Genomic DNA, 21,030 nt, shown 5'->3' on the forward strand with positions numbered 1-21,030 from the left:
CTGACCAAGGGCATATCGTATGACCATGGATATCCAGGTGGCGGAAGGCGACGTCGAACGTCTCTCGCTGCGCGAGTACACCGAGAAGGCGTACCTCGACTACTCGATGTACGTCATCCTCGATCGGGCCCTGCCCCATATCGGCGACGGCATGAAGCCGGTGCAGCGACGCATCGTCTACGCCATGCGCGAGCTGGCGCTGTCGGCTAACGCCAAGTACAAGAAGTCGGCGCGCACCGTCGGCGACGTGCTGGGCAAGTTCCACCCCCACGGCGACAGCGCCTGCTACGAGGCGATGGTGCTGATGGCCCAGCCGTTCAGCTATCGCTACCCGCTGGTCGACGGCCAGGGCAACTGGGGCAGTCCCGACGATCCCAAGTCCTTCGCCGCCATGCGCTACACCGAGGCGCGGCTGTCGAAGTTCGCCGAGGTGCTGCTCGCCGAGCTCGGCCAGGGCACCGTCGACTGGACCCCCAACTTCGACGGCACCATGAACGAGCCGGTGGTGCTGCCGGCGCGGCTGCCCCACGTGCTGCTCAACGGCGGCACCGGCATCGCCGTGGGCATGGCCACCGACATCCCGCCCCACAACGTGGGCGAGGTGGTCGAGGCCACCTGCCATCTGCTGCGCCATCCCGAGGCGACCACCGTCGACCTGCTCGAGTACCTGCCGGCGCCGGACTTCCCCACCGAGGCGGAGATCATCACCTCCCGGGCCGACCTGCGAAAGCTCTACGAGTGCGGGCGTGGTTCGGTGAAGCTGCGCGGGCGCTACGTGCGCGAGGAGGGCAACGTGGTGGTCACCGCGCTGCCCTACCAGGTCAGCGGCGCCAAGGTGCTCGAGCAGATCGCCGCCCAGATGCAGGCCAAGAAGCTGCCCATGGTGGCCGACCTGCGTGACGAGTCGACCCACGAGGAGCCGACCCGGCTGGTGATCGAGCCGCGCTCTAACCGCGTCGACGTCGAGGCGCTGATGGCGCACCTCTTCGCCACCACCGACCTCGAGAAGAACATTCGCGTCAACATGAACGTGATCGGCCTGGACGGCCGGCCGCGGGTGATGCCGCTGCCCGACCTGCTCGGCGAGTGGCTGCGTTTCCGCCGTGCCACGGTGCGCCGGCGCCTCGAGCACCGCCTGGGCAAGGTCGAGGACCGCCTGCATATCCTCGAGGGCCTGCTGGCCGCCTACCTCAACCTCGACGAGGTGATCCGCATCATCCGCGAGGAGGACGAGCCCAAGGCCGCGCTGATCGAGGCCTTCGGCCTCAGCGACCGCCAGGCCGAGGCGATCCTCGAGCTGCGCCTGCGCCACCTCGCCAAGCTCGAGGAGATGAAGATCCGCGGCGAGCAGGACGACCTGGAGGCCGAGCGCAAGCGTCTGCAGGAGCTGCTCGGCAACGAGGCCAAGCTTACCGACCTGATCGAGCAGGAGCTGCGCGAGGCCGGTGAGGCGCACGGCGACGCGCGTCGCTCGCCGCTGGTCGAGCGCCAGGAGGCGAAGGCGCTCTCCGAGGTCGAACTGGTCGGCGCCGATCCGGTCACCGTGGTGCTCTCCGAGAAGGGCTGGATCCGCAGCGCCAAGGGCCACGAGATCGATCCCGCCGGGCTCTCCTACAAGGCCGGCGATCGCTTTCACCTTGCCGCCCGGGGCAAGACCAATCAGCCGCTGGTGCTGCTCGACGACACCGGCCGCGCCTATACCCTGCAGGCCCACAACCTGCCCAGCGCCCGCGGCCAGGGCGAGCCGGTCACCGGTCGGGTCAACGTGGTGGCCGGGGCACACATGGCGGGCCTGATGCTGGCACCGCCCGAGACCCGCTACCTGCTGGCCTCGGACGGCGGCTACGGCTTCGTCGCCCGGCTCGAGGAGCTCACCGGCAAGAACAAGTCCGGCAAGGCGATCCTCAGCGTGCCCAAGGGCTGCAACGTGCTGCCGCCGCTGGAGGTGTCGTCGCCGGAGGACGCCAGCGTGGCGGCGGTCTCCAACGAGGGACGGCTCTTGGTCTTCCCCCTCGCCCAGCTGCCCGAGATGGCCAAGGGCAAGGGCAACAAGATGATCGACATCCCCGGCGCCCGGGCCGCCCGTCGCGAGGAGTTCCTGCGCGACCTGGTGGTACTGCCGGCCGGCGCCGCCCTGGTGGTGCACGCCGGCAAGCGCAAGCTGACCCTCAAGGCGGCGGACCTGGACTATTATCGCGGTGAGCGCGGCCGGCGGGGCAGCAAGCTGCCCCGAGGCCTGCAGAAGGTCGACCGCCTGGACGTGGAAGAGTGACATGACGAGACGATTGCTGATCCGTGCCACCGGCACGGCGCGCCCCGGCCAGCTGGCCGGCCTGGGTAAGGCGCTGGCGGCCAGCGGCGCCCGCCTGCTGGACATCAACCAGAGCGTGACCTTCGGCATCCTGTCGCTGGAGGCGCTGGTGGGGCTCGCCCACGAGAGCGACCTGGAGGGCGCGCTCGCCACGGCCGGCGATGCCCTGGGGCTCGATATCCAGGCGATTCAGGTCAGCGCCGAGGACTACCAGCGCTGGAGTGCGACGGCCAGCCAGCCGCGGCTGATCCTGACCCTGCTGGCGCCGCACCTGCCCGCCGGGATCCTCGCCGAGGTCGGCGCGCTGACCGCCGAGCACGGCTTGACCGTGGAGCTGATCCATCGCCTCTCCGGCCGTGAGCCGCTGGACGGCGGCGTGCCCGGGGAACACGACGCCATCCAGGGCGCCTGCGTGGAGTGTTGGCTGCGCGGCGAGGAGGTCGATCTCGACGCCCTGCGCGAGAAGGCCCTGGCGCTCGGCGCCATGCACGGGGTGGACATCGCCATCCAGGAGGACTCCATCTGGCGTCGCCATCGCCGGCTGGTCTGCTTCGACATGGACTCGACCCTGATCCAGACCGAGGTGATCGACGAGCTGGCGCGGCGCCACGGCGTGGGCGACGAGGTGGCGGCGGTCACCGAGCGGGCCATGCGCGGCGAGCTGGACTTCCAGCAGAGCTTCCGCGAGCGCATGGCGAAGCTCCGCGGCCTCGACGAGGCGGTGCTCGCCGAGATCGCCGAGTCGCTGCCGCTGATGGATGGCGTTGAGCGGCTGATGCGCCAGCTCAAGCGCCTGGGCTATCGCACGGCGATCCTCTCCGGCGGCTTCACCTACTTCGCCCGCCACCTGCAGGAGACCCTCGGCTTCGACGAGGTGCACGCCAACGAGCTGCTGATCGAGAACGGCAAGGTCACCGGCGAGGTGCGCGAGCCGATCCTCGACGCCGACCGCAAGGCCGAGCTGCTGCGCCAGATCGCCGAGCGCGAGGGGCTTTCCATGGAGCAGACCATCGCCGTGGGCGACGGCGCCAACGACCTGAAGATGCTCGCCGCCGCCGGGCTCGGCATCGCCTTCCGCGCCAAGCCGCTGGTGCGCCAGCAGGCCAGCCACTCGATCTCCACCCTGGGGCTCGATGCGGTGCTCTACCTGATCGGCTATCGCCAGGGCGACCTGGAGGAGCCGTCGCGGTGAGCACTACCTTCGAGACCTGGCGGGGGCACGTCGAGCGCCTGCGCGCCCACAAGGCCTTCGAGCTGACGGTCATCACCATCATCATCCTCTCGGCGCTGTTGATCGGGGCCAAGACCTACGAGGAGACCGGGCGCTTCGAGCAGTGGCTGCTGGCGATGGACGTGGCGGTCACGGTGTTCTTCCTGGTGGAGATCCTGATCCGCATGGGCGCCGAGAAGCACCTGCGCGACTTCTTCCGCCGGGGCTGGAACGTCTTCGACTTCCTGATCGTGACCGCGAGCCTGATTCCCCTGGACGACTCGGAGATGGTGCTGCTGGCGCGGCTGCTGCGCATCTTCCGGGTGCTGCGCCTGGTCTCGATGATCCCGGAGCTGCGCCTGCTGATGGCGGCGCTGGTCAAGTCGATCCCGCGCATGGGCTACGTGGCGCTGCTGATGTTCATCATCTTCTACATCTATGCGGCGCTCGGCAGCTTCCTGTTCGCCGAGGTCGACGAAGTCCTGTGGGGCAACATCTCGATCTCCATGCTGACCCTGTTCCGGATCGCCACCTTCGAGGACTGGACGGACGTGATGTATGCCACCCAGGAGCTGCATGCCTGGAGCTGGATCTACTACCTGACCTTCATCTTCCTGACCGCCTTCATCTTTCTCAACATGATGATCGGCATCGTGCTCGACGTGATGCAGAAGGAGAGCGTGCAGATGGAGATCGAGAGCGGGAAGGGCGAGGCCGCGGAGCTGCACGGGCTGCGCAACGACGTGCGCTCGCTGCGCGACCAGCTCGACCGCATGGAGGCGGCGCTGGGCGCTCGACGGGAGGGGAGTGGAGTTGACAGGCGCGAGCAAGACTGATCTTCTAGGGGTCATGAACACGACATCGCGCCACCTCGTTCTCGACCTACGACTACCCCTAGCCCGCCGCTGAGCGCGACGGGCGGTGCAGTCCGCATCGCCGTCGCCTCGCCCACCGCTAGAGAGCACGTCCCGGTCGAAACGAGGTTGTAGCATGTCCACCACCCGCAGTATCCGCGCCATGAACATTGCCGTTGTTGCCATCGCCCACGGGTGCCGCCAGGCATCCCATATGGCCGTGTGCGACGATACCGACTTCCACGACGCCCCGTCCGCCCCTGGCCGACGGGGCGTCGCTGTTTCTGACGTACCGTTTCTGAACGCCGCCGCTCACCTGGGAGAACGCCACCATGATGCTCGATAACCCCGCTACCAAGTACCGCCCCTTCGTGGCCGTCGACCTGCCCGACCGCCAGTGGCCGAGCCGGCGCATCGAGGCGCCGCCCCAGTGGTGCGCCGTCGACCTGCGCGACGGCAACCAGGCGCTGATCGATCCCATGGACCAGGAGCGCAAGCAGCGCCTCTTCGACCTGCTGGTGAAGATCGGCTTCAAGCAGATCGAGGTGGGTTTCCCCTCGGCCTCCCAGACCGACTTCGACTTCGTGCGCGCCCTGATCGAGGAGGACAAGGTGCCGGACGACGTGCAGATCCAGGTGCTCACCCAGGCCCGTCCGCACCTGATCGATCGCACCTTCGAGGCCCTGAAGGGGGCGAAGAACGCCATCGTCCATGTGTACAACGCCACCGACCCGGTGTTCCGCCGCGTGGTGTTCAACGTCGGCAAGAGCGAGTGCATCCAGATCGCCGTGGACGCCACCACCCGGATCCGCGAGCACATGGCGGCGGCGCCGGAGACCCACTGGACCTTCCAGTACTCGCCGGAGCTCTTCTCCACCACCGAGATGGATTTCGCCGTGGAGATCGTCGACGCCGTGGAGGCCACCTTCGGTGCCACCGCCGAGGCGCCGATGATCGTCAACCTGCCGGCCACCGTGGAGTGTGCGACACCCAACAACTACGCCGATCAGGTGGAGTGGTTCTGCCGCCATATCCGTCATCGCGACCACCTGATCGTCAGCGTCCATCCGCATAACGACCGCGGCACCGGCGTGGCCGCCGCCGAGCTCGCCGTGATGGGCGGCGCCGATCGGGTCGAGGGCTGCCTGTTCGGCAACGGCGAGCGCACCGGCAACGTCGACCTCGTCACCCTGGCCATGAACCTCTATACCCAGGGCGTGCACCCGAGGCTCGACTTCTCCAACATCACCCCGATCATGCGCGAGGTGGAGTACTGCAACCAGCTGCCGGTGCACCCGCGCCACCCCTACGTGGGCGACCTGGTGTTCACCGCCTTCTCCGGCTCCCACCAGGACGCGATCAAGAAGGGCATGGCCGCACGCCGCGAGGCCCCGCACGACCTCTGGGAGGTGCCCTACCTGCCCATCGACCCGCTGGACGTCGGCCGCAGCTACGAGGCGGTGATCCGCGTCAACAGCCAGTCCGGCAAGGGTGGCATCTCCTACCTGCTCGAGCAGGAGCACGGCATCGAGCTGCCGCGCCGTCTCTCCATCGAGTTCAGCCAGGTGGTCCAGGAAGTCGCCGATCGGCTGGGCAAGGAGATCACCTCGCAGATGATCTACCAGGCCTTCCTCGACGAATACCTGGAGCAGCGCGAGCCCTTCGCCCTGATCAGCCATCGCATGTCCTCGGAGCCGGACAGCCCGACCGTGAGCCTCGAGGCGACCATCGAGGAGTATGGCGAGCGCCGCACCATCCAGGGGCAGGGCAACGGCCCGCTGGCCGCCTTCGTCAAGGCGCTGGCCGCCGAAGGCCACGACGTGGAGATCATCGACTACCACGAGCACTCCCGCGGCCAGGGCGCCGACGCCGAGGCGATCGCCTACGTGGAAGTGCGCGTCGGCGGCGAGGCGGTGTTCGGCGTCGGCACCGACGAGAGCATCACCAGCGCCTCCATCAAGGGAGTGATGAGCGCCATCAACCGCAAGCTCTCCACCGAGGCGCCGGCGCCCAACGTCACCGCCGAGACGCTGGCCTGATCCACAGCGGCTGAGCCACTCCCGTCAACGCGCGGCCCCGCCATTCTCTGGCGGGGCCGCGCTTTTGTAGGTGGCCACCTCGGGGCGGGGTGCCTGGCGGGGTCCTGGGTTACAGCGGCGTCTTGCTGGCCTCGCCGGGAATCTCCCGGACCAGCCGCGGCATCAGGAAGCCCGGCAGCATCTCGCGCAGGCCCGCGACCAGTTCGCGGGCCTCGTCGTCTGCCACGTCGAAGTGCGCGGCGCCGGCCACCGGGTCGAGCACGTGCAGGTAGTAGGGCAGGATGTCCGCCTCGAAGAGCCGCTCGGAGAGCGCGGCCAGCGTATCGACATCGTCGTTCACCCCGCGCAGCAGCACGCTCTGGTTGAGCAGCGTCACCCCCGCCGCCTTGAGCCGCTCACAGGCCGCTACCACTGCTTCGTCGATCTCCTGGGCATGGTTGATGTGCAGCACCATCACCTTCTGCAGCCGGGTCGCCCCGAGCCAGTCGAGCAGGGCAGCGTCGATGCGGTCGGGAATCACCACCGGCAGGCGCGTGTGCAGGCGCAGGCGCTTGAGGTGCGGGATGGCCTCGAGCCGCGCGACCAGCCAGGCGAGCTGGCGATCGCTGGCGGCCAGGGGATCGCCGCCGGAGAGGATCGCCTCGCGGATCGTCGCATCCTCCCGGAGGTAGTCGAGGCTCTGCTCCCACTGCGCCCGCGAGGGGGCGTTCTCCTCATAGGGGAAGTGTCGGCGAAAGCAGTAGCGGCAGTTCACCGCGCAGGCGGGGCTCGTGATCAGCAGCACGCGGCCGGCGTACTTGTGGATCAGTCCCTTGGCTGGGGCATGCTCGGCCTCGGCCAGGGGGTCGGCCACGTAGCCGGCCACCGGGCGGTCTTCCTCCATGAGCGGCATTACCTGGCGCAGCAAGGGGTCGGCCGGATCACCGGGGCGGATGCGCGCCAGGTAGGCCTCGGGCACCCGCACCTCGAAAAGCGCATGGCCCCGTTCGGCGCCGTCTTGCCAGGTCGCGTCGAGGCTCAGGCGACGGCACAGCTCGCGGGGGTCGCGGATCGCCCCGGCCAGCTGGGTCTGCCAGCGCGCCTGCACTGGCAGGGGCTTGGTCTCCGGGGCGGGGCGCTGCAAAAGGGCGCTGCTTCGGGTTATCATGCGGCACACCAGTCAATGCGTACGGGGGCCGGGCCCCCGTGACACTTCATCTGCTTGCGCGTGCCGCCGGCCATTGCCGGTGGCACGCTCGGATATGGATAAGCGATCATGGCCAACTATTCTACCAACGAATTCAAGGGCGGTCTGAAGGTGATGCTCGACGGCGATCCGTGCAGCATCGTCGAGAACGAGCTCGTCAAGCCGGGCAAGGGTCAGGCCTTCAACCGCGTCAAGCTGCGCAACCTGATGACCGGCCGCGTCTGGGAACGCACCTTCAAGTCCGGCGACTCCCTGGAGGCCGCCGACGTCATGGAGCTGGAGATGGAGTACCTCTACACCGACGGTGACATGTGGTACTTCATGAAGACCGACGGCTCCTTCGAGCAGTACGCCGTGGAGAAGAAGGCCCTGAGCGACACCGAGAAGTGGCTCAAGGAGCAGGTGGCCTACACCGTGACGCTGTGGAACGACAACGTCATCAACGTCACCCCGCCGAACTTCATCGAGCTGCAGGTCACCGAGACCGACCCGGGCCTCAAGGGCGATACCGCCCAGGGCGGCTCCAAGCCGGCGACCCTCTCCTCCGGCGCCGTGGTTCGCGTGCCGCTGTTCATCAATGAGGGTGAGGTGCTGAAGGTGGATACGCGCAACGGCGAGTACGTTTCTCGGGCTTGATTACATCGAGCTACGAGCTACGAGCTACGAGCTACGAGCTACGCGCGGCTGAGGGGGCAGGCCGAAGCGGAGGTCCTATGCCAGGGATGGCATCGGTAGCGCCCAGGGAGGGGTTTACAGCGCCTCCGCCTTCGGACCTGTCGCCGGATAAGCCGCAGCTCTGCACTATTAAGGCCACGCTAATGGGCGTGGCCTTGTTGGTTCTGGAGGTCGTGACATGACAGTCGACTGGCGCCCCACGGCGACTATTAGGACCCTGCGCGAGCGTGCGCGGCTGATTGCCGAGGTGCGCTGCTTCTTCGCCGAGCGCGACGTATGGGAGGTGGAGACCCCGGTGCTCGGCCACGGCGGCAGCACCGAGGTGCATCTGGCCTCTCTCTCGGCCGAGGCGCTCACCCCGGCCGGCCGCGAGCGGCTGTGGCTGCAGACCTCTCCGGAGTTCGCCATGAAGCGGCTCCTGGCCGCCGGCAGCGGGTCGATTTTCCAGCTGGCGCGCAGCTTTCGCGACGGCGAGGTGGGGCGACGCCACAACCTCGAGTTCACCATGCTGGAGTGGTATCGCCCGGGCCTCGGCCTCGAGGCGCTGATCGAGGAGACCGCCGCGCTGGTGGCCCAAGTGCTCGGCCGCGACCCCGGGCCGCTGCGCCGGCACCGCTACCGCGAGCTCTTTCGCGAGAAGCTGGGCATCGACCCCTTTACGGTGCCCCTGGAGGCGCTACGCCGGCTGGCCGGCGAGCGGGGCGGGCTCGCGATGGCCGACAGCGATCGCGACGGCTGCCTGGACCTGCTGATGAGCCTCGTCATCGAGCCGGATCTGGGCCGCGACGGGCTCGACGCGGTGGTCGACTACCCGGCCAGCCAGGCCGCCTTGGCGCGCCATCATCGCGACGCGGAGGATGGCGCACGGGTGGCCTCGCGCTTCGAGCTCTATCTCGGCGGGCTCGAGCTTGCCAACGGCTACGACGAGCTCACCGACGCCGCGGAGCAGCGCGCGCGCTTCACCGAGGACAACGCCGCCCGGCGAGCCTTCGGACTTCCCGAGGTGGCGGTGGACGAGCGCCTGCTGGCGGCCTTGGAGAGTGGTCTTCCGGTCGGCAGCGGCGTGGCGCTGGGGCTCGACCGGCTGATTCAGCTGGCGCTCGGCAAGGAGTGCGTGGCGGAGGTGATGGCCTTCGCCACCCCTCGCGCCTGATTCGCGCGACGCCAGAAGGTGCCCTGCCTCAGTCGAACTCGCCGAGTCGCTCGCCCATGCGCACCTTCTGCTCGGGCGCGAGGCCCGCAAAGTCCACCGGCTCGGCGAACCCCATCACCACGGTGGAGCCGAGCTTGAAGCGGCCCATCTCCTCGCCCTTGGCCAGGCGCACCGGGGTGTCGAAGCGGATGCGCTGCACGCCGCCGCGGGGCAGGGGAGTGATCTGCCCCGCCCACACCGTCTCGATGGCGGCGACGATCATCGCGCCCACCAGCACCATCACCATGGGGCCGTGCTCGGTGTCGAAGTGACACACCAGCCGCTCGTTGCGGGCGAAGAGGTTGGGCACGTGGTGGGTGGTGGCGGCGTTCACCGAGAAGAGGCGCCCCGGCACGTAGACCATCTCGGTCAGGGTGCCGCCGATCGGCATGTGCACCCGGTGGTAATCGCTCGGCGACAGGTAGACGGTGGCGAAGCTGCCGCCCAGATAGCGCCTGGCCGCCTCGCCGTCGCCGCCGAGCAGTTCCATGGCCGAGAAGCGGTGGCCCTTGGCCTGGATCAGCTGGCCGGCCTCGATGGGGCCGAACTGCGAGAGGGTGCCGTCGGCGGGGGAGACCACGCCCTCGCCGATGGGGCGAGCGTCATCCTCGAGGGCGCGGGTGAAGAAGTCGTTGAAGGTTGCGTAGGCCGTCGGTTCTGGCTCGGCGGCCTCGTCCATGTCGACCTTGAACTGGCGGATGAAGGCCTGGATCAGGGCATTCTTCAGCCAGGGTTGTTGGCAGTCGGCGAGCCGGCCCACCAGTCGCGAGAGCAGGTGGTGGGGCAGGGGATACTGGATCAGGGCAAAGAGTCGAGCGAGTGACAAGGGCAGTCGTCCATCAGGAAGTCGGGTGGAGAAGGCCACGCCCAGGCGTGGCCGGAGGCATTGGCTATCAGGTCTCGATGGGCGTGTCGTCGCGGTTGCCCCATTCCTTCCAGGAGCCGGCGTAGGCGCGGATCTTCTCGAAGCCCAGCGCCTTGCCCACCAGCCAGGTGAAGCCGCTGCGGTGGTGGCTCTGGCAGTGGGTGATGATCTCCATGTCCGGGGTCATTCCCAGGGTCTCGAGTTCCGTGATGAGCTCGGCATAGTCGCGGATGCGCAGCCCGCGCTCGCGATCCATGGCGTCGGTCCACTCCATGTTAACCGCCCCGGGCATGTGGCCCAGGCGACGATTGTTGCCCTTCTCGCCGTCGTACTCGGCCCGCGAGCGGGCATCCCAGATCGCGAAGCCCTTCTCGCCGAGACGCTCCTGCAGCTCGAGGCGATCGATGGCAACCTCGGGATGGAGGATCTCGGCCCGGTAGTCGCTGGGCTCGGGCGCCCGCGTCTCGGTGGAAACGGGATGGCCGGCCTCGCGCCAGGCGTGAAGGCCGCCGTTGAGGTAGGAGTAGCGGGTGTGACCGATCAGCTCCAGGGTCCACAGCAGGCGCCCGGCCCAGCCGCCGCCCTCGTCATCGTAGGCCACCACGTGAGTGTCGCGGGTCAGGCCGAGTGAGGAGAACAGCCGCGAGAGCGCCCCGACCGACGGCACTTCGTTGGGCACCTCGCCTTCGCCGGCCAGCAGCAGGCGATGATCCAGGAAGAGGGCGCCGGGCACGTGGCCCTCGCCATGGCTCTCGGCCCGGGCGGGCACGTCGATGATCAAAAGCGACGGCTCGTCGAGCCGGGCGGCAAGCTGGTCGGGCTCGATGATCAGCGGGAGCAGGTTGTCTTCGGAACTCATGGCACACTCTCCTTGAGGTAGGCTCCTCGGTGCGGGCGCCCGCCTCTCGCGGCGGTTGCCCGGGACTCGCCTCAGGCGTCAGCTCGCCTCGAGGCTCTCGACGATGCGTCGGTAGCTGGCGAAGCGCTCGGGGTGGATCTCGCCCCGCTCCACGGCGGCGAGCAGGGCGCAGCCCGGCTCCTGGCGGTGGCGGCAGTCGCGAAAGCGACAGTGCCCCAGCACCTCGCGAAACTCGATGAAGCCCTCGGTGACCTGCTGCTCGTCCAGGTGGGTCAGGCCGAACTCGCGGATCCCGGGGGAGTCGATCAGCTCGCCTCGCCCGGCCTCGGGCGATGCCCCGTCATCCGGTTCGGGCAGGGCGTAGAGCCGCGCGGTGGTGGTCGTGTGGCGGCCCTTGCGGGAGTCCTCGGAGAGCGCGCCGATGCGCAGCTCCTCATCCGGGAGCAGACGGTCGATCAGCGACGACTTGCCCACGCCGCTCTGGCCGACGAACACCGAGGTGCGCCCCGCCAGCCGCGCGTAGAGCGCCGAGAGCCCGCCCTCTCGCTCGGTGGTGGTGGTGACCACCGGGTAGCCCAGCCCCTCGTAGCGGGCCAGCAGCCCGCGCAGCTCGCCGCCGTGCTCCGGCAGCAGGTCGATCTTGTTGAGCACCAGCACCGGGGCGATGCCGGTGGCCTCGGCGGCCACCAGGTAGCGGTCGATCAGGTTGGCGTGGGGCGCGGGCTCCACCGCGAAGACGATCAGGATCTGGTCGATATTGGCGGCCACCGGCTTCAGCTGGCCGCGGGGGTCGGGGCGCTCCAGCACGCTGGTCCGCTCGCCCCGGGCCACCACCACGCCGTCGCGGGCGTCATGGGCGGCGCGCCAGATCACCCGGTCGCCGGTGACCAGCCCCTCGAGGTTGGCGCGCAGGTGGCAGCGCACGGCCGCGCCGCCCTCGTCGGGGCGCACGTCCAGGGTGCGGCCAAAGTGGGCGATCACGCGGCCGTTCTGTTCCGGTCCGTACTCGCCGGCGGCCAGCTTGTCGCTGTCCTGGGAGTCGCGCCGATCGGCGCGACGGGCGCGCTCGGCCTGGACCTTCTCGATGCGCCAGCGCTGCTGGCGGCTCAACTTGCGTTTGCTCATGGGGGCCCGAAGCTCGCTACAATAGGGCGCATTGTACTCACCCAAGGCGCCCGCTGTCGCCAGCCGCCGCCCCGCAAGGATTTCCCATGACCGAGCACGCCACGCCCGCCACCGCCGATGCGCGCCGCCAGCGCCTGATCTGGATCGACCTGGAGATGACCGGGCTCGACCCGAACCGCGAGCGCATCATCGAGATCGCCACTCTGGTCACCGACGCGGACCTCAACACGGTCGCCGAGGGGCCGGTGATCGCGGTGCACCAGCCCGATGCGCTGCTGGACGCCATGGACGACTGGAACACCCGGACCCACGGCGCCTCCGGGCTGGTGCAGCGGGTCAAGGAGAGCCGGGTCGATACCGCCGAGGCCGAACGGCGCACCCTCGAGTTCCTTGCCGCCCACGTCGAGGCCGGCGCCTCGCCGATGTGCGGCAACAGCATCCATCAGGATCGCCGCTTCCTGGAGCGCGAGATGCCCGAGCTGCTGGCCTTCTTCCACTATCGCAACCTGGACGTTTCCACCCTCAAGGAGATCGCCAAGCGCTGGAATCCTGGCGCCCTGGCGGGCTTCCAGAAGCGCAACGTGCACCTCGCCATGGACGATATCCGCGAGTCCATCGCCGAGCTCGCCCACTACCGCACCACCTTCCTCAAGACGGCCGACGAGCAGAGCGACGAGGAGGAATAACTGCGCCGAGCTGCAAGCGCCGGGCGCCGAGCAGAGCGGTAACGGGCGGGGAGAGAGCGGCGCCGGGGAGGGCTCGTAGAGGAGGTCATTTGCCATGGGTGAGGAGGATTCCTCCGAACGGGCTGGCCATGGATGGCCATCACCGGTCCTGCAAGCGGAGCAGGATGCGAGAGTGAAGCAGGGCAAATGTAGCGCCCAGGGAAGGGTTCACAGCGCCTCCTAGGAGAGCCGTCGCCGGTCAAGCCGCGTTCACCATTGGCAGGCTCAGGCTCAGGCTCAGGCGATGCGCGCCTGCCTCTTCTCGCGCTGGCGCGCCAGCGCCCAGCGCACGTGCTCGCGGACCAGATCGGAGGGGTAGGGCAGCCGCGCCATCAGCGCCGCCTCCACGGCTCGGCTCCAGGGCGCGTTGCCGAGCCCCACGGCCAGGTTGCGGAGCCAGCGCTCGTAGCCGATGCGGCGAAGCGGGCTGCCGGCGGTCTTCTCCAGGAACTCCTCCTCGCCCCAGGCGAACAGCGAGACGAGGCTGGCCCGATCCAGGTCGTGGCGGGGCGCGAAGTCCGGCTCCTGGCTGACTCTGGCGAAGCGGGTGAAGGGACAGACCAGCTGGCAGTCGTCGCAGCCGAACACCCGGTTGCCCATGGCCTCGCGGTAGTGCTCCGGGATGGCGCCGAAGAGCTCGATGGTCAGGTACGAGATGCAGGCTCGGGCGTCGACCACCCTGTCCTCGACGATCGCCCCGGTGGGGCAGGCCGTGCGACAGGCGCTGCAGCTGCCGCAGTGATCGGTCTCGAAGGGCGCGTCCACCGGCAGCGGCAGGTCGGTGTAGAGCTCGCCGAGGAAGAACAGCGAGCCGGCCCGCGGGTTGAGCAGCATGGCGTTCTTGCCGAACCAGCCCAGGCCCGCCTTGCGCGCCAGGGCCCGCTCCATCACCGGGGCGGAGTCGACGAAGGCGCGATAGCCGAAGGACCCGACCTCGGCCTCGATCCACTTGGCGAGCGTCGCCAGCCTCTTGCGCATCAGCTTGTGATAGTCGCGCCCGGTGGCGTAGCGGGAGACATAGGCCAGCGACGGGCGACCCAGCACCTTGGTGGTCTCCACCTCGGCGGGCAGGTAGTCCAGGCGCACGCTGATCACCCGCCGGGTGCCGGGCACCAGCTCCGCCGGGCGGGTGCGCTTGGTGCCGTGCTTGGCCATGAAGCCCATTTCGCCATGGTGGCCGGCGGCCAGCCAGGCTTCAAGGTGGGCCTCGTCCTCGGCCAGGTCGACGTCGGTGATGCCCAGCTGCTGGAAGCCGAGCTCGCGGCCCCAGGTCTTGATCCTCTCGGCGAGGGCGGCCATGTCGGGGTCGTCACCCGTGGGGGACACTGGGCTCATGATCGAGAAAACACCATGCAGATCGGCCCCACGACTTGGCGTGGGGCGCAGAGAATTTACACTCGGTATGGTAAAGCATCCCGAACGAGGAGACACCGCATGACCCGGCCAGCCGACCATCCCGCGCCGACGCTGCGGCCGCTCTATCGCGCCGAGCAGGTCCGCGAGCTCGACCGGCGCACCATCTCAGGGGGCATCGCGGGCTTTGCCCTGATGCAGCGTGCGGCGGCGGCCGCCTGGCAGGAGCTCCGGGCGCGCTGGCCGCACGTCCAGTCGCTGACCGTGCTGTGCGGCGGCGGCAACAACGGCGGCGATGGCCACGTGCTGGCCGCACTGGCCGCCGCCGAGGGGCTCGCCGTGCAGCGCCTGCTGCTCAAGCCGGTGTCGGAGCTCTCCGGCGACGCCCGGCGCGCCGCCGACATGGCCACGGCGGCCGGGGTGTCGGCCGAGCCCTGGCGGGAGGGTCTTTCCCTCGAGGGTGACCTCGTCGTCGATGCCCTGCTGGGCACAGGGCTCGGCGGCGAGGTGCGCGGGGCGGCTCGCCAGGCGATCGAGGCCGTCAACGCAAGCGGCCTGCCGGTGCTGGCTATCGACATCCCCTCGGGGCTCCACGCCGATACCGGGGCAATGCTCGGCGCCGCGATCCGGGCGACGCGCACCGTGACCTTTATCGGCGACAAGCTGGGCCTCTATACGGGCGCGGCCCCGGCGCACGTTGGCGAACCGGTGTTCTGCGCCCTCGGCGTAAATGCCGAGGCCGAGGGTGATCTCGTTCCCGCCGCTCGCCGGCTGGAGGCCGGGCTGATCGCGGCCTGGCTGCCGCCCCGGCCCCGCGACGCCCACAAGGGCGACTACGGCCATGCCCTGGTGCTCGGCGGGGCGCCGGGGTTCGGCGGGGCGGCGCTGCTCGCCGCCGAGGCCTGCGCGCGGCTGGGGGCCGGCAAGGTGAGCCTCGCCACCGCGCCCGAGCACGTCACCGCGAGCCTGGTGCGCCGCCCCGAGGTGATGGTCCACGGCGTGCGCGGCGCCGGGGATCTCGAGGCGCTGCCGGAGCGCGCCGACGTGCTGGTGGTCGGGCCGGGCCTGGGGCAGGGCAGCTGGGGGCAGGGCATGCTGCAGGCGGCCCTCGCGGCGTCGCGGCCGCTGGTGGTGGATGCCGACGGCCTCAACCTGCTGGCCTCGCGGTTCGCGGGTCACCAGCGCGACGACTGGATCCTCACCCCGCACCCCGGCGAGGCGGCGCGCCTGCTGGGCTGCTCCGCCGGCGAGGTGGAGGCTGACCGGCCTGCCGCGGCCCGGGCGCTGCAGCGCCGTTACGGCGGCGTGGTGGTGCTCAAGGGCGCCGGCACCCTGATCGCCGGGCCCGAGGGGCTCGCCGTCTGCTCCCATGGCAATCCCGGCATGGCCAGCGGCGGCATGGGCGATGCGCTCTCCGGCATCCTCGGCGCGCTGCTGGCCCAGGGGGTCGAGCTCGAGACGGCGGCGCGGCTGGGGGTGCTGGTGCATGCCCTGGCCGCCGACCGGGCGGCCCGCGAGGGCGGCGAGCGTGGCCTGCTGGCCGGCGATCTGGCATCCTGTGCGCGAATTCTGGTCAACCCGACCGTGTGTGATGGCAAGGGCGAGGACGATGCTGCTGCGACTCGATAACGAAGACCGCCAGGTCGCCTTCGGCGCCTGCCTGGGACGGGCCCTCGAGGGCCACGGTCGCGTGCACCTGGCCGGCGAACTGGGCGCCGGCAAGACGACCCTGACCCGCGGCATCCTGCGCGCCTATGGACACGCCGGCGCGGTCAAGAGCCCGACCTACACCCTGGTGGAGCCTTACGAGCTTACCGGCGTGCTGGTGCACCACTTCGACCTCTATCGCCTGGGCGACCCCGAGGAGCTCGAGTTCATCGGCGGTCGCGACCTGCTCGCCGAGGACGCGCTCTGCGTGATCGAGTGGCCGGAGCGCGGCGAGGGCTGGCTGCCCGCGCCGGACCTGGAGGTGTGCCTGCGCCTGGCCGACGAGGGCCGCGAGGCGATCCTCGCGGCGCGCAGCGCCCACGGCCGCACGGTGCTCGAGCGGCTGGCGGGCATGCCCGAGCTGGCGGTCTGTCTAACACCTAAGGAAGGCGACGCGGCGTCATGAAGCCCACGATACCCGCAAGGCGGCTGCTGGCCGGCCTCGGCCTGCTGGGGCTCGGTCTATCGGGAGCCCTGATGGGTGGCCTGGCCCAGGCCGCCAGCGTCGATAACCTGCGCCTCTGGGCGGCGCCCGACCATGCGCGTCTGGTCTTCGATCTCTCCTCCCCGGCCACGGCCAACGTCTTCAGCCTCGACAACCCGCGCCGCCTGGTGATCGATCTCGACGACAGCCGGCTCAACACCCGCGTCGACGTTCTGGATCTGGAGGGGAGCGCCATTAGCACCCTGCGCACCGGCGTGCGCGACGGCAACGGCCTGCGGGTGGTGCTGGAGCTCGAGCGGGAGATCGAGCCCCGCCACTTCAACCTGGCGCCCAACGATCAGTACGGCCACCGCCTGGTGGTCGATCTGGAATACCCTGGCGAGAGTGCCGTCGAGGACCCCATCGACCCCATCGAGTCGATGATCCGCGAGCAGGAGATCGCCGCCCAGCGCGCGCGCAGCGAGGCCGTGGTCGAGGGCAAGAACCCCGCCGAGGTCGACGCGCCCGACGTGCTGGAGCCGGCCACGCCGCACCCCCGGCGCGACATCATCATCGCCGTCGACGCCGGCCACGGCGGCGAGGACCCCGGGGCGATCGGCCCCTCCGGCACCCGCGAGAAGGACATCGTGCTGGAGATGGCCAAGCGCCTCGCCCGCCAGGTCAACGCCACCGAGGGGTTCCGCGCGGTGATGATCCGCGACGGCGACTACTACGTCGGCCTTCGCCAGCGCACCCGCATCGCCCGCGAGCAGAAGGCCGACTTCTTCGTCTCGATCCACGCCGACGCCTTCAACAGCCCGCGGCCCAACGGCAGCTCCGTCTACGCGCTGTCGCAGCGCGGCGCCACCTCCGAGACCGCCCAGTGGCTCGCCGCCAGCGAGAACGAGGCCGACCTGATCGGCGGCGTCGACGGCAGCCTGTCGCTGGACGACAAGGACGAGGTGCTGCGCGGCGTGCTGCTCGACCTGACCATGACCGCGACCCTCAACGACTCCCTGACCATCGGCGGCCAGGTGCTGGATCGCATGGGCCGGGTCAATCGGCTGCACAAGTCGCGGGTGGAGCAGGCCGGCTTCGTGGTGCTCAAGTCGCCGGACATTCCCTCGCTGCTGGTCGAGACCGGCTTCATCTCCAACCCCGGCGAGGAGCGCCGGCTGCGCGATGGGGCCTACCAGCAGAGGATGATGGACGCCGTCTTCGGCGGCATCCGCGGCCATTTTCAGCGCAACCCGCCGCCGGCCAGCCTGCTGGCCTGGCAGCGCGATAACGGCCGCAGCACCGCGGGCAACGAGTACCGCATCCAGCCCGGCGATACCCTCTCGGAGATCGCCGCCCGCCACGGCGTGCCGGTGGCCCAGATCCGTCAGGCCAACGAGCTCAACGGCGACGTGATCCGGGTCGGGCAGGTGCTGCGCATCCCCCGTTCCTGATCTCGAACCGCCTTGCCAACTGACCGGAGCGACATGCCAGAGAATCGACATATCCAGATCCTCGACCCCCGCCTGGCGAACCAGATCGCCGCCGGCGAGGTGGTCGAGCGCCCCGCCTCAGTGGTCAAGGAGCTGGTCGAGAACGCCATCGACGCCGGCAGCACCCGCATCGAGGTGGAACTCGAGAACGGCGGCGCCCGGCTGATCCGGGTGCGCGACGACGGCAGCGGCATCGGCGAGGAGGACCTGCCGCTGGCGCTGTCGCGTCATGCCACCAGCAAGATCCTCTCCCTCGAGGAGCTCGAGGGCGTGGCGAGCCTGGGCTTTCGCGGCGAGGCGCTGGCCTCCATCAGCTCGGTCTCGCGCCTGGAGCTCACCTCCAACGTCGACGAGGACCCCCAGAGCGGCTGGCGCGTGGTCGCCGAGGGGCGACGGATGGAACCCCGCGTGACCCCGGCCCCGCACCCGCGCGGCACCTCGCTGACGGTGCGCGACCTCTTCTTCAATACGCCGGCCCGCCGCAAGTTCCTGCGCACCGAGAAGACCGAGTTCGGCCACGTCGAGGAGGCCTTCCGGCGCCAGGCGCTGTCGCGCTTCGACATCGGCTGGGTGCTGCGCCACAACCACAAGACGCTGCATCAGCTGCCCCCGGGCGACGATCCGGTCACCCGGGAGCGGCGCCTCGGCGCCCTGCTCGGCAAGGGCTTCCTGGAGAACGCCCTGCACCTCGACCTCGAGGTCGGCGGCCTGCGGCTGTGGGGCTGGGTCGGCCTGCCCACTCACTCCCGCGCCCAGGCCGACCAGCAGTACTTCTTCGTCAACGGCCGCGTGGTGCGCGACCGCCTGGTGGCCCATGCCATCCGTCAGGCCTACCGCGACGTGCTCTTCCACGGCCGCCATCCGGTGTTCGTGCTTTACCTGGAGGTCGACCCGCGGGTGGTGGACGTCAACGTCCACCCTACCAAGCACGAGGTGCGCTTCCGCGACGGGCGCATGGTCCATGACTTCCTGTTCTCGAGCCTGCATCGCGCGCTGGCCGAGGCGCGCCCCGGCGAGCGCGACGAGGCCGGGGAACGTCGACAAGACGGGCAGGAAGGACAGGAAACGGCGGACGATCATGGCGTGCGCGAGGTCGCCCCGGCCTGGCAGCAGCAGCCCATGGCGCTGCCCGGCCACGGCGCCGGGCATGGTGATAGAAGTGGTGGCAGCAGCGGTGACGGGCGAGAGGGCGTGACGCCCGACCGCGTGCGGGCCTTCATGGAGGGCTACCGGGCGCTGCATCCCGAGCACGAGGAGACGCTGCTGACCCCGCAGCCCGCCGCGCCGGCTCCCGGCGGCCGCGCCGCCGGGGTGGCCCTCGACGAGCGCCGCGCCGCCCAGGCACAGCGTACCTCGCGGCCGGCGATGCCCGAGGAGGACGCCACCCGGGCGCCACCGCTGGGCTACGCCGTGGCCCAGCTGCACGGCGTCTATATCCTCTCCCAGACCGAACGCGGCCTGGTGGTGGTGGATATGCATGCCGCCCACGAGCGCATCGTCTACGAGCGCATGAAGGCCCAGGTGCACGGCGACGCCACTGATGCGACCGGGCTGCAGGCCCAGCCGCTGCTGGTGCCGGTGTCGCTCGCCGCGAGCCCGGCCGAGGTGGCGACCGCCGAGGCCGAGCGCGAGGCCTTCTCGCGCCTCGGGGTGGAGCTCGACGCGGCCGGTCCCGAGACCCTGCTGGTGCGCCAGGTGCCGGTGCTGCTGGCCGATGCCGACGTGGAGCCGCTGGTGCGCGACATGCTCGCCGACCTGGAGCGCTACGGGCGCTCCGATCGGGTCGAAGCACGTATCAACGAGCTGCTGGCGACCATGGCCTGCCACGGCAGCGTGCGCGCCAATCGACAGCTCGGCCTCGAGGAGATGAATGCCCTGCTGCGCGACATGGAGCGCACCGAGCGCAGCGGCCAGTGCAATCACGGCCGCCCCACCTGGACCGAGATGAGCATGAAGGAACTCGACCGCCTCTTTTTACGCGGCCAATGAGAGACACCAGCCGACCATGAGCGACCCCCGCCCCCCCGCCATCCTGCTGATGGGCCCCACCGCCGCCGGCAAGACCGACCTCGCCATCGAGCTGCACGAGCGCCTCGGCTGCGAGCTGATCAGCGTCGATTCGGCGATGGTCTATCGCGACCTCGATATCGGCAGTGCCAAGCCGGAGCTCGAGGAGCTCGCCCGCGCGCCGCATCGGCTGATCGATATCCGCGATCCGGCCGAACCCTACTCGGCCGCCGACTTCCGCGAGGATGCGCTGCGCGAGATGGCCGCCATCACCGCCGCCGGCCGGGTGCCGCTGCTGGTCGGTGGCACCATGATGTACTTCAAGCGCCTGCTCGAGGGCGTGGCCAACCTGCCGGCCGCCGATCCGGCGGTGCGGGCCGAGCTCGAGCGTCAGGTGGCCGAGCACGGCCTGGCATCGCTCCACGAGGAGCTCGCCCGGGTCGATCCGGTCTCGGCGGCGCGCATTCATCCCAACGATCCCCAGCGCCTGACCCGGGCGCTGGAGGTCCACCGGCTCGCCGGTCGCTCACTCAGCGCGCTGTGGGGTGAGCAGCGCCAGGAAACCTTTCCCTTTCGTACGTTGTCGATAGGCCTCGCGCCGGTCGATCGCAGCATGCTGCATGAGCGGATCGCCCAGCGCTTCAGGGCGATGCTCGATGCCGGGCTGATCGACGAGGTCGCCGCGCTGAAGGGGCGCGGCGATCTCACTGCTTCGCTGCCGTCGATGAAGAGCGTGGGCTATCGTCAGGTGTGGGCCTACCTCGAGGGCGAGATCGATCGCGCCGAGCTCGAGCGGCTCGGCATCATCGCGACCCGCCAGCTGGCCAAGCGGCAGCTGACTTGGATGCGCAGCTGGCCGAGGCTTCACTGGGTCGACAGCCTGGGGCCCGACCCGCTGGGCGAGGTGCTGAAACTGGTGCGCGAATTCGGCACTTAGCGTAAGATGGCGCTCTCGGTGGCCGGGCAGACAGGCCCCTTAGGGTATTCAGCGTTGCCCCCTGGCCGGAG

At 69.8% G+C, this 21,030-nt stretch carries 17 protein-coding genes; 12 read left to right on the plus strand and 5 right to left on the minus strand.

Translation table 11 applies throughout. From position 1 onward, the window contains the following. Positions 1-19 precede the first annotated feature (19 nt). The 4 genes from parC (at position 20) to leuA (ending at position 6,414) form a co-directional block, all read left to right on the plus strand. Positions 20-2,272: a DNA topoisomerase IV subunit A gene (parC, locus tag ABE957_RS14240; RefSeq protein ID WP_349759318.1), complete on the plus strand. Its 2,253-nt coding sequence runs from the start codon at positions 20-22 to the stop codon at positions 2,270-2,272. A 1-nt stretch (position 2,273) separates the two neighbouring features. Next, positions 2,274-3,503, plus strand: coding sequence for a phosphoserine phosphatase SerB (gene serB, locus ABE957_RS14245; RefSeq protein ID WP_349759319.1), 1,230 nt, complete (start codon positions 2,274-2,276; stop codon positions 3,501-3,503). Continuing rightward, on the plus strand, positions 3,500-4,357 hold the full coding sequence (locus ABE957_RS14250) for an ion transporter (RefSeq protein WP_349759320.1): 858 nt from the start codon (positions 3,500-3,502) through the stop codon (positions 4,355-4,357). Before serB ends, ABE957_RS14250 begins: the two co-directional genes overlap by 4 nt. A 350-nt stretch (positions 4,358-4,707) precedes the next feature. Beyond that, the gene (gene leuA, locus ABE957_RS14255; RefSeq protein ID WP_349759321.1) at positions 4,708-6,414 is read left to right on the plus strand and encodes a 2-isopropylmalate synthase; all 1,707 of its coding nucleotides are present in this window, start codon (positions 4,708-4,710) and stop codon (positions 6,412-6,414) included. Positions 6,415-6,523: 109 nt separating this feature from the next. Here the strand turns inward: leuA and epmB are convergent, their stop codons facing one another. After that, positions 6,524-7,561 carry an EF-P beta-lysylation protein EpmB gene (gene epmB, locus ABE957_RS14260; protein WP_349759322.1) on the minus strand — a complete coding sequence of 346 codons (1,038 nt, stop codon included), beginning with the start codon at positions 7,559-7,561 and terminating at the stop codon, positions 6,524-6,526. A 108-nt stretch (positions 7,562-7,669) separates the two neighbouring features. On the opposite strand from epmB, the gene efp reads away from it, so the two are divergent. Together efp and epmA are read left to right on the plus strand one after the other, a co-directional pair. Continuing rightward, positions 7,670-8,236 carry an elongation factor P gene (gene efp, locus ABE957_RS14265; protein WP_349759323.1) on the plus strand — a complete coding sequence of 189 codons (567 nt, stop codon included), beginning with the start codon at positions 7,670-7,672 and terminating at the stop codon, positions 8,234-8,236. Between the two features lie 217 nt (positions 8,237-8,453). Next, a complete protein-coding gene (epmA, locus tag ABE957_RS14270) occupies positions 8,454-9,428 on the plus strand; it encodes an EF-P lysine aminoacylase EpmA (protein ID WP_349759324.1) in 975 nt (324 codons plus the stop codon). A 28-nt stretch (positions 9,429-9,456) separates the two neighbouring features. On the opposite strand, the gene asd is transcribed toward epmA, so the two are convergent. The 3 genes from asd to rsgA form a co-directional block, all read right to left on the minus strand. After that, entirely contained in the window at positions 9,457-10,293 is an 837-nt protein-coding gene (asd, locus tag ABE957_RS14275) for an archaetidylserine decarboxylase (RefSeq protein WP_349759325.1), read from the minus strand. 67 nt (positions 10,294-10,360) lie between these two features. Next, positions 10,361-11,191 (minus strand): sulfurtransferase, encoded by an 831-nt coding sequence (locus ABE957_RS14280; RefSeq protein WP_349759326.1) that lies wholly within the window; start codon positions 11,189-11,191, stop codon positions 10,361-10,363. Positions 11,192-11,269: 78 nt separating this feature from the next. Then, positions 11,270-12,316: a small ribosomal subunit biogenesis GTPase RsgA gene (rsgA, locus tag ABE957_RS14285; protein ID WP_349759327.1), complete on the minus strand. Its 1,047-nt coding sequence runs from the start codon at positions 12,314-12,316 to the stop codon at positions 11,270-11,272. Between the two features lie 86 nt (positions 12,317-12,402). On the opposite strand from rsgA, the gene orn reads away from it, so the two are divergent. After that, on the plus strand, positions 12,403-13,002 hold the full coding sequence (orn, locus tag ABE957_RS14290; RefSeq protein ID WP_349759328.1) for an oligoribonuclease: 600 nt from the start codon (positions 12,403-12,405) through the stop codon (positions 13,000-13,002). Positions 13,003-13,278: 276 nt separating this feature from the next. Here orn and queG read toward each other — a convergent pair whose 3' ends face one another. Beyond that, a complete protein-coding gene (queG, locus tag ABE957_RS14295) occupies positions 13,279-14,376 on the minus strand; it encodes a tRNA epoxyqueuosine(34) reductase QueG (protein ID WP_349759329.1) in 1,098 nt (365 codons plus the stop codon). Between the two features lie 99 nt (positions 14,377-14,475). Here queG and ABE957_RS14300 point away from each other — a divergent pair, with 99 nt between their 5' ends. Genes ABE957_RS14300 through miaA form a run of 5 tightly spaced genes read left to right on the plus strand, consistent with a single transcriptional unit; the run spans position 14,476 to position 20,959 of the window. Next, complete coding sequence (locus tag ABE957_RS14300; RefSeq protein ID WP_349759330.1) at positions 14,476-16,023, plus strand: NAD(P)H-hydrate dehydratase; 1,548 nt, start codon at positions 14,476-14,478, stop codon at positions 16,021-16,023. Continuing rightward, entirely contained in the window at positions 16,004-16,507 is a 504-nt protein-coding gene (gene tsaE, locus ABE957_RS14305; protein WP_349759331.1) for a tRNA (adenosine(37)-N6)-threonylcarbamoyltransferase complex ATPase subunit type 1 TsaE, read from the plus strand. Before ABE957_RS14300 ends, tsaE begins: the two co-directional genes overlap by 20 nt. Next, positions 16,504-17,976 (plus strand): N-acetylmuramoyl-L-alanine amidase, encoded by a 1,473-nt coding sequence (locus ABE957_RS14310; RefSeq protein ID WP_432765422.1) that lies wholly within the window; start codon positions 16,504-16,506, stop codon positions 17,974-17,976. The genes tsaE and ABE957_RS14310 overlap by 4 nt, the downstream gene beginning before the upstream one ends. 33 nt (positions 17,977-18,009) lie before the next feature. Further along, positions 18,010-20,004, plus strand: a complete 1,995-nt coding sequence (gene mutL / locus ABE957_RS14315) for a DNA mismatch repair endonuclease MutL (RefSeq protein WP_349759332.1) — start codon at positions 18,010-18,012, stop codon at positions 20,002-20,004. A gap of 16 nt (positions 20,005-20,020) precedes the next feature. Further along, positions 20,021-20,959 (plus strand): tRNA (adenosine(37)-N6)-dimethylallyltransferase MiaA, encoded by a 939-nt coding sequence (gene miaA, locus ABE957_RS14320; protein ID WP_349759333.1) that lies wholly within the window; start codon positions 20,021-20,023, stop codon positions 20,957-20,959. Positions 20,960-21,030: the final 71 nt, after the last annotated feature.

Source organism: Halomonas pelophila, assembly GCF_040196315.1.
In the GTDB taxonomy this organism is placed as follows: Bacteria; Pseudomonadota; Gammaproteobacteria; order Pseudomonadales; family Halomonadaceae; genus Halomonas; species Halomonas pelophila.

Coding starts and splice junctions, on each gene's coding strand:
- parC (WP_349759318.1), top strand. CDS start 20: ATGACCATGGATATCCAGGTGGCGGAAGGCGACGTCGAACGTCTCTCG.
- epmB (WP_349759322.1), bottom strand. CDS start 7,561: ATGATAACCCGAAGCAGCGCCCTTTTGCAGCGCCCCGCCCCGGAGACC.
- mutL (WP_349759332.1), top strand. CDS start 18,010: ATGCCAGAGAATCGACATATCCAGATCCTCGACCCCCGCCTGGCGAAC.
- ABE957_RS14280 (WP_349759326.1), bottom strand. CDS start 11,191: ATGAGTTCCGAAGACAACCTGCTCCCGCTGATCATCGAGCCCGACCAG.
- efp (WP_349759323.1), top strand. CDS start 7,670: ATGGCCAACTATTCTACCAACGAATTCAAGGGCGGTCTGAAGGTGATG.
- queG (WP_349759329.1), bottom strand. CDS start 14,376: ATGAGCCCAGTGTCCCCCACGGGTGACGACCCCGACATGGCCGCCCTC.
- orn (WP_349759328.1), top strand. CDS start 12,403: ATGACCGAGCACGCCACGCCCGCCACCGCCGATGCGCGCCGCCAGCGC.
- rsgA (WP_349759327.1), bottom strand. CDS start 12,316: ATGAGCAAACGCAAGTTGAGCCGCCAGCAGCGCTGGCGCATCGAGAAG.
- miaA (WP_349759333.1), top strand. CDS start 20,021: ATGAGCGACCCCCGCCCCCCCGCCATCCTGCTGATGGGCCCCACCGCC.
- leuA (WP_349759321.1), top strand. CDS start 4,708: ATGATGCTCGATAACCCCGCTACCAAGTACCGCCCCTTCGTGGCCGTC.
- ABE957_RS14300 (WP_349759330.1), top strand. CDS start 14,476: ATGACCCGGCCAGCCGACCATCCCGCGCCGACGCTGCGGCCGCTCTAT.
- epmA (WP_349759324.1), top strand. CDS start 8,454: ATGACAGTCGACTGGCGCCCCACGGCGACTATTAGGACCCTGCGCGAG.
- ABE957_RS14310 (WP_432765422.1), top strand. CDS start 16,504: ATGAAGCCCACGATACCCGCAAGGCGGCTGCTGGCCGGCCTCGGCCTG.
- tsaE (WP_349759331.1), top strand. CDS start 16,004: ATGCTGCTGCGACTCGATAACGAAGACCGCCAGGTCGCCTTCGGCGCC.
- serB (WP_349759319.1), top strand. CDS start 2,274: ATGACGAGACGATTGCTGATCCGTGCCACCGGCACGGCGCGCCCCGGC.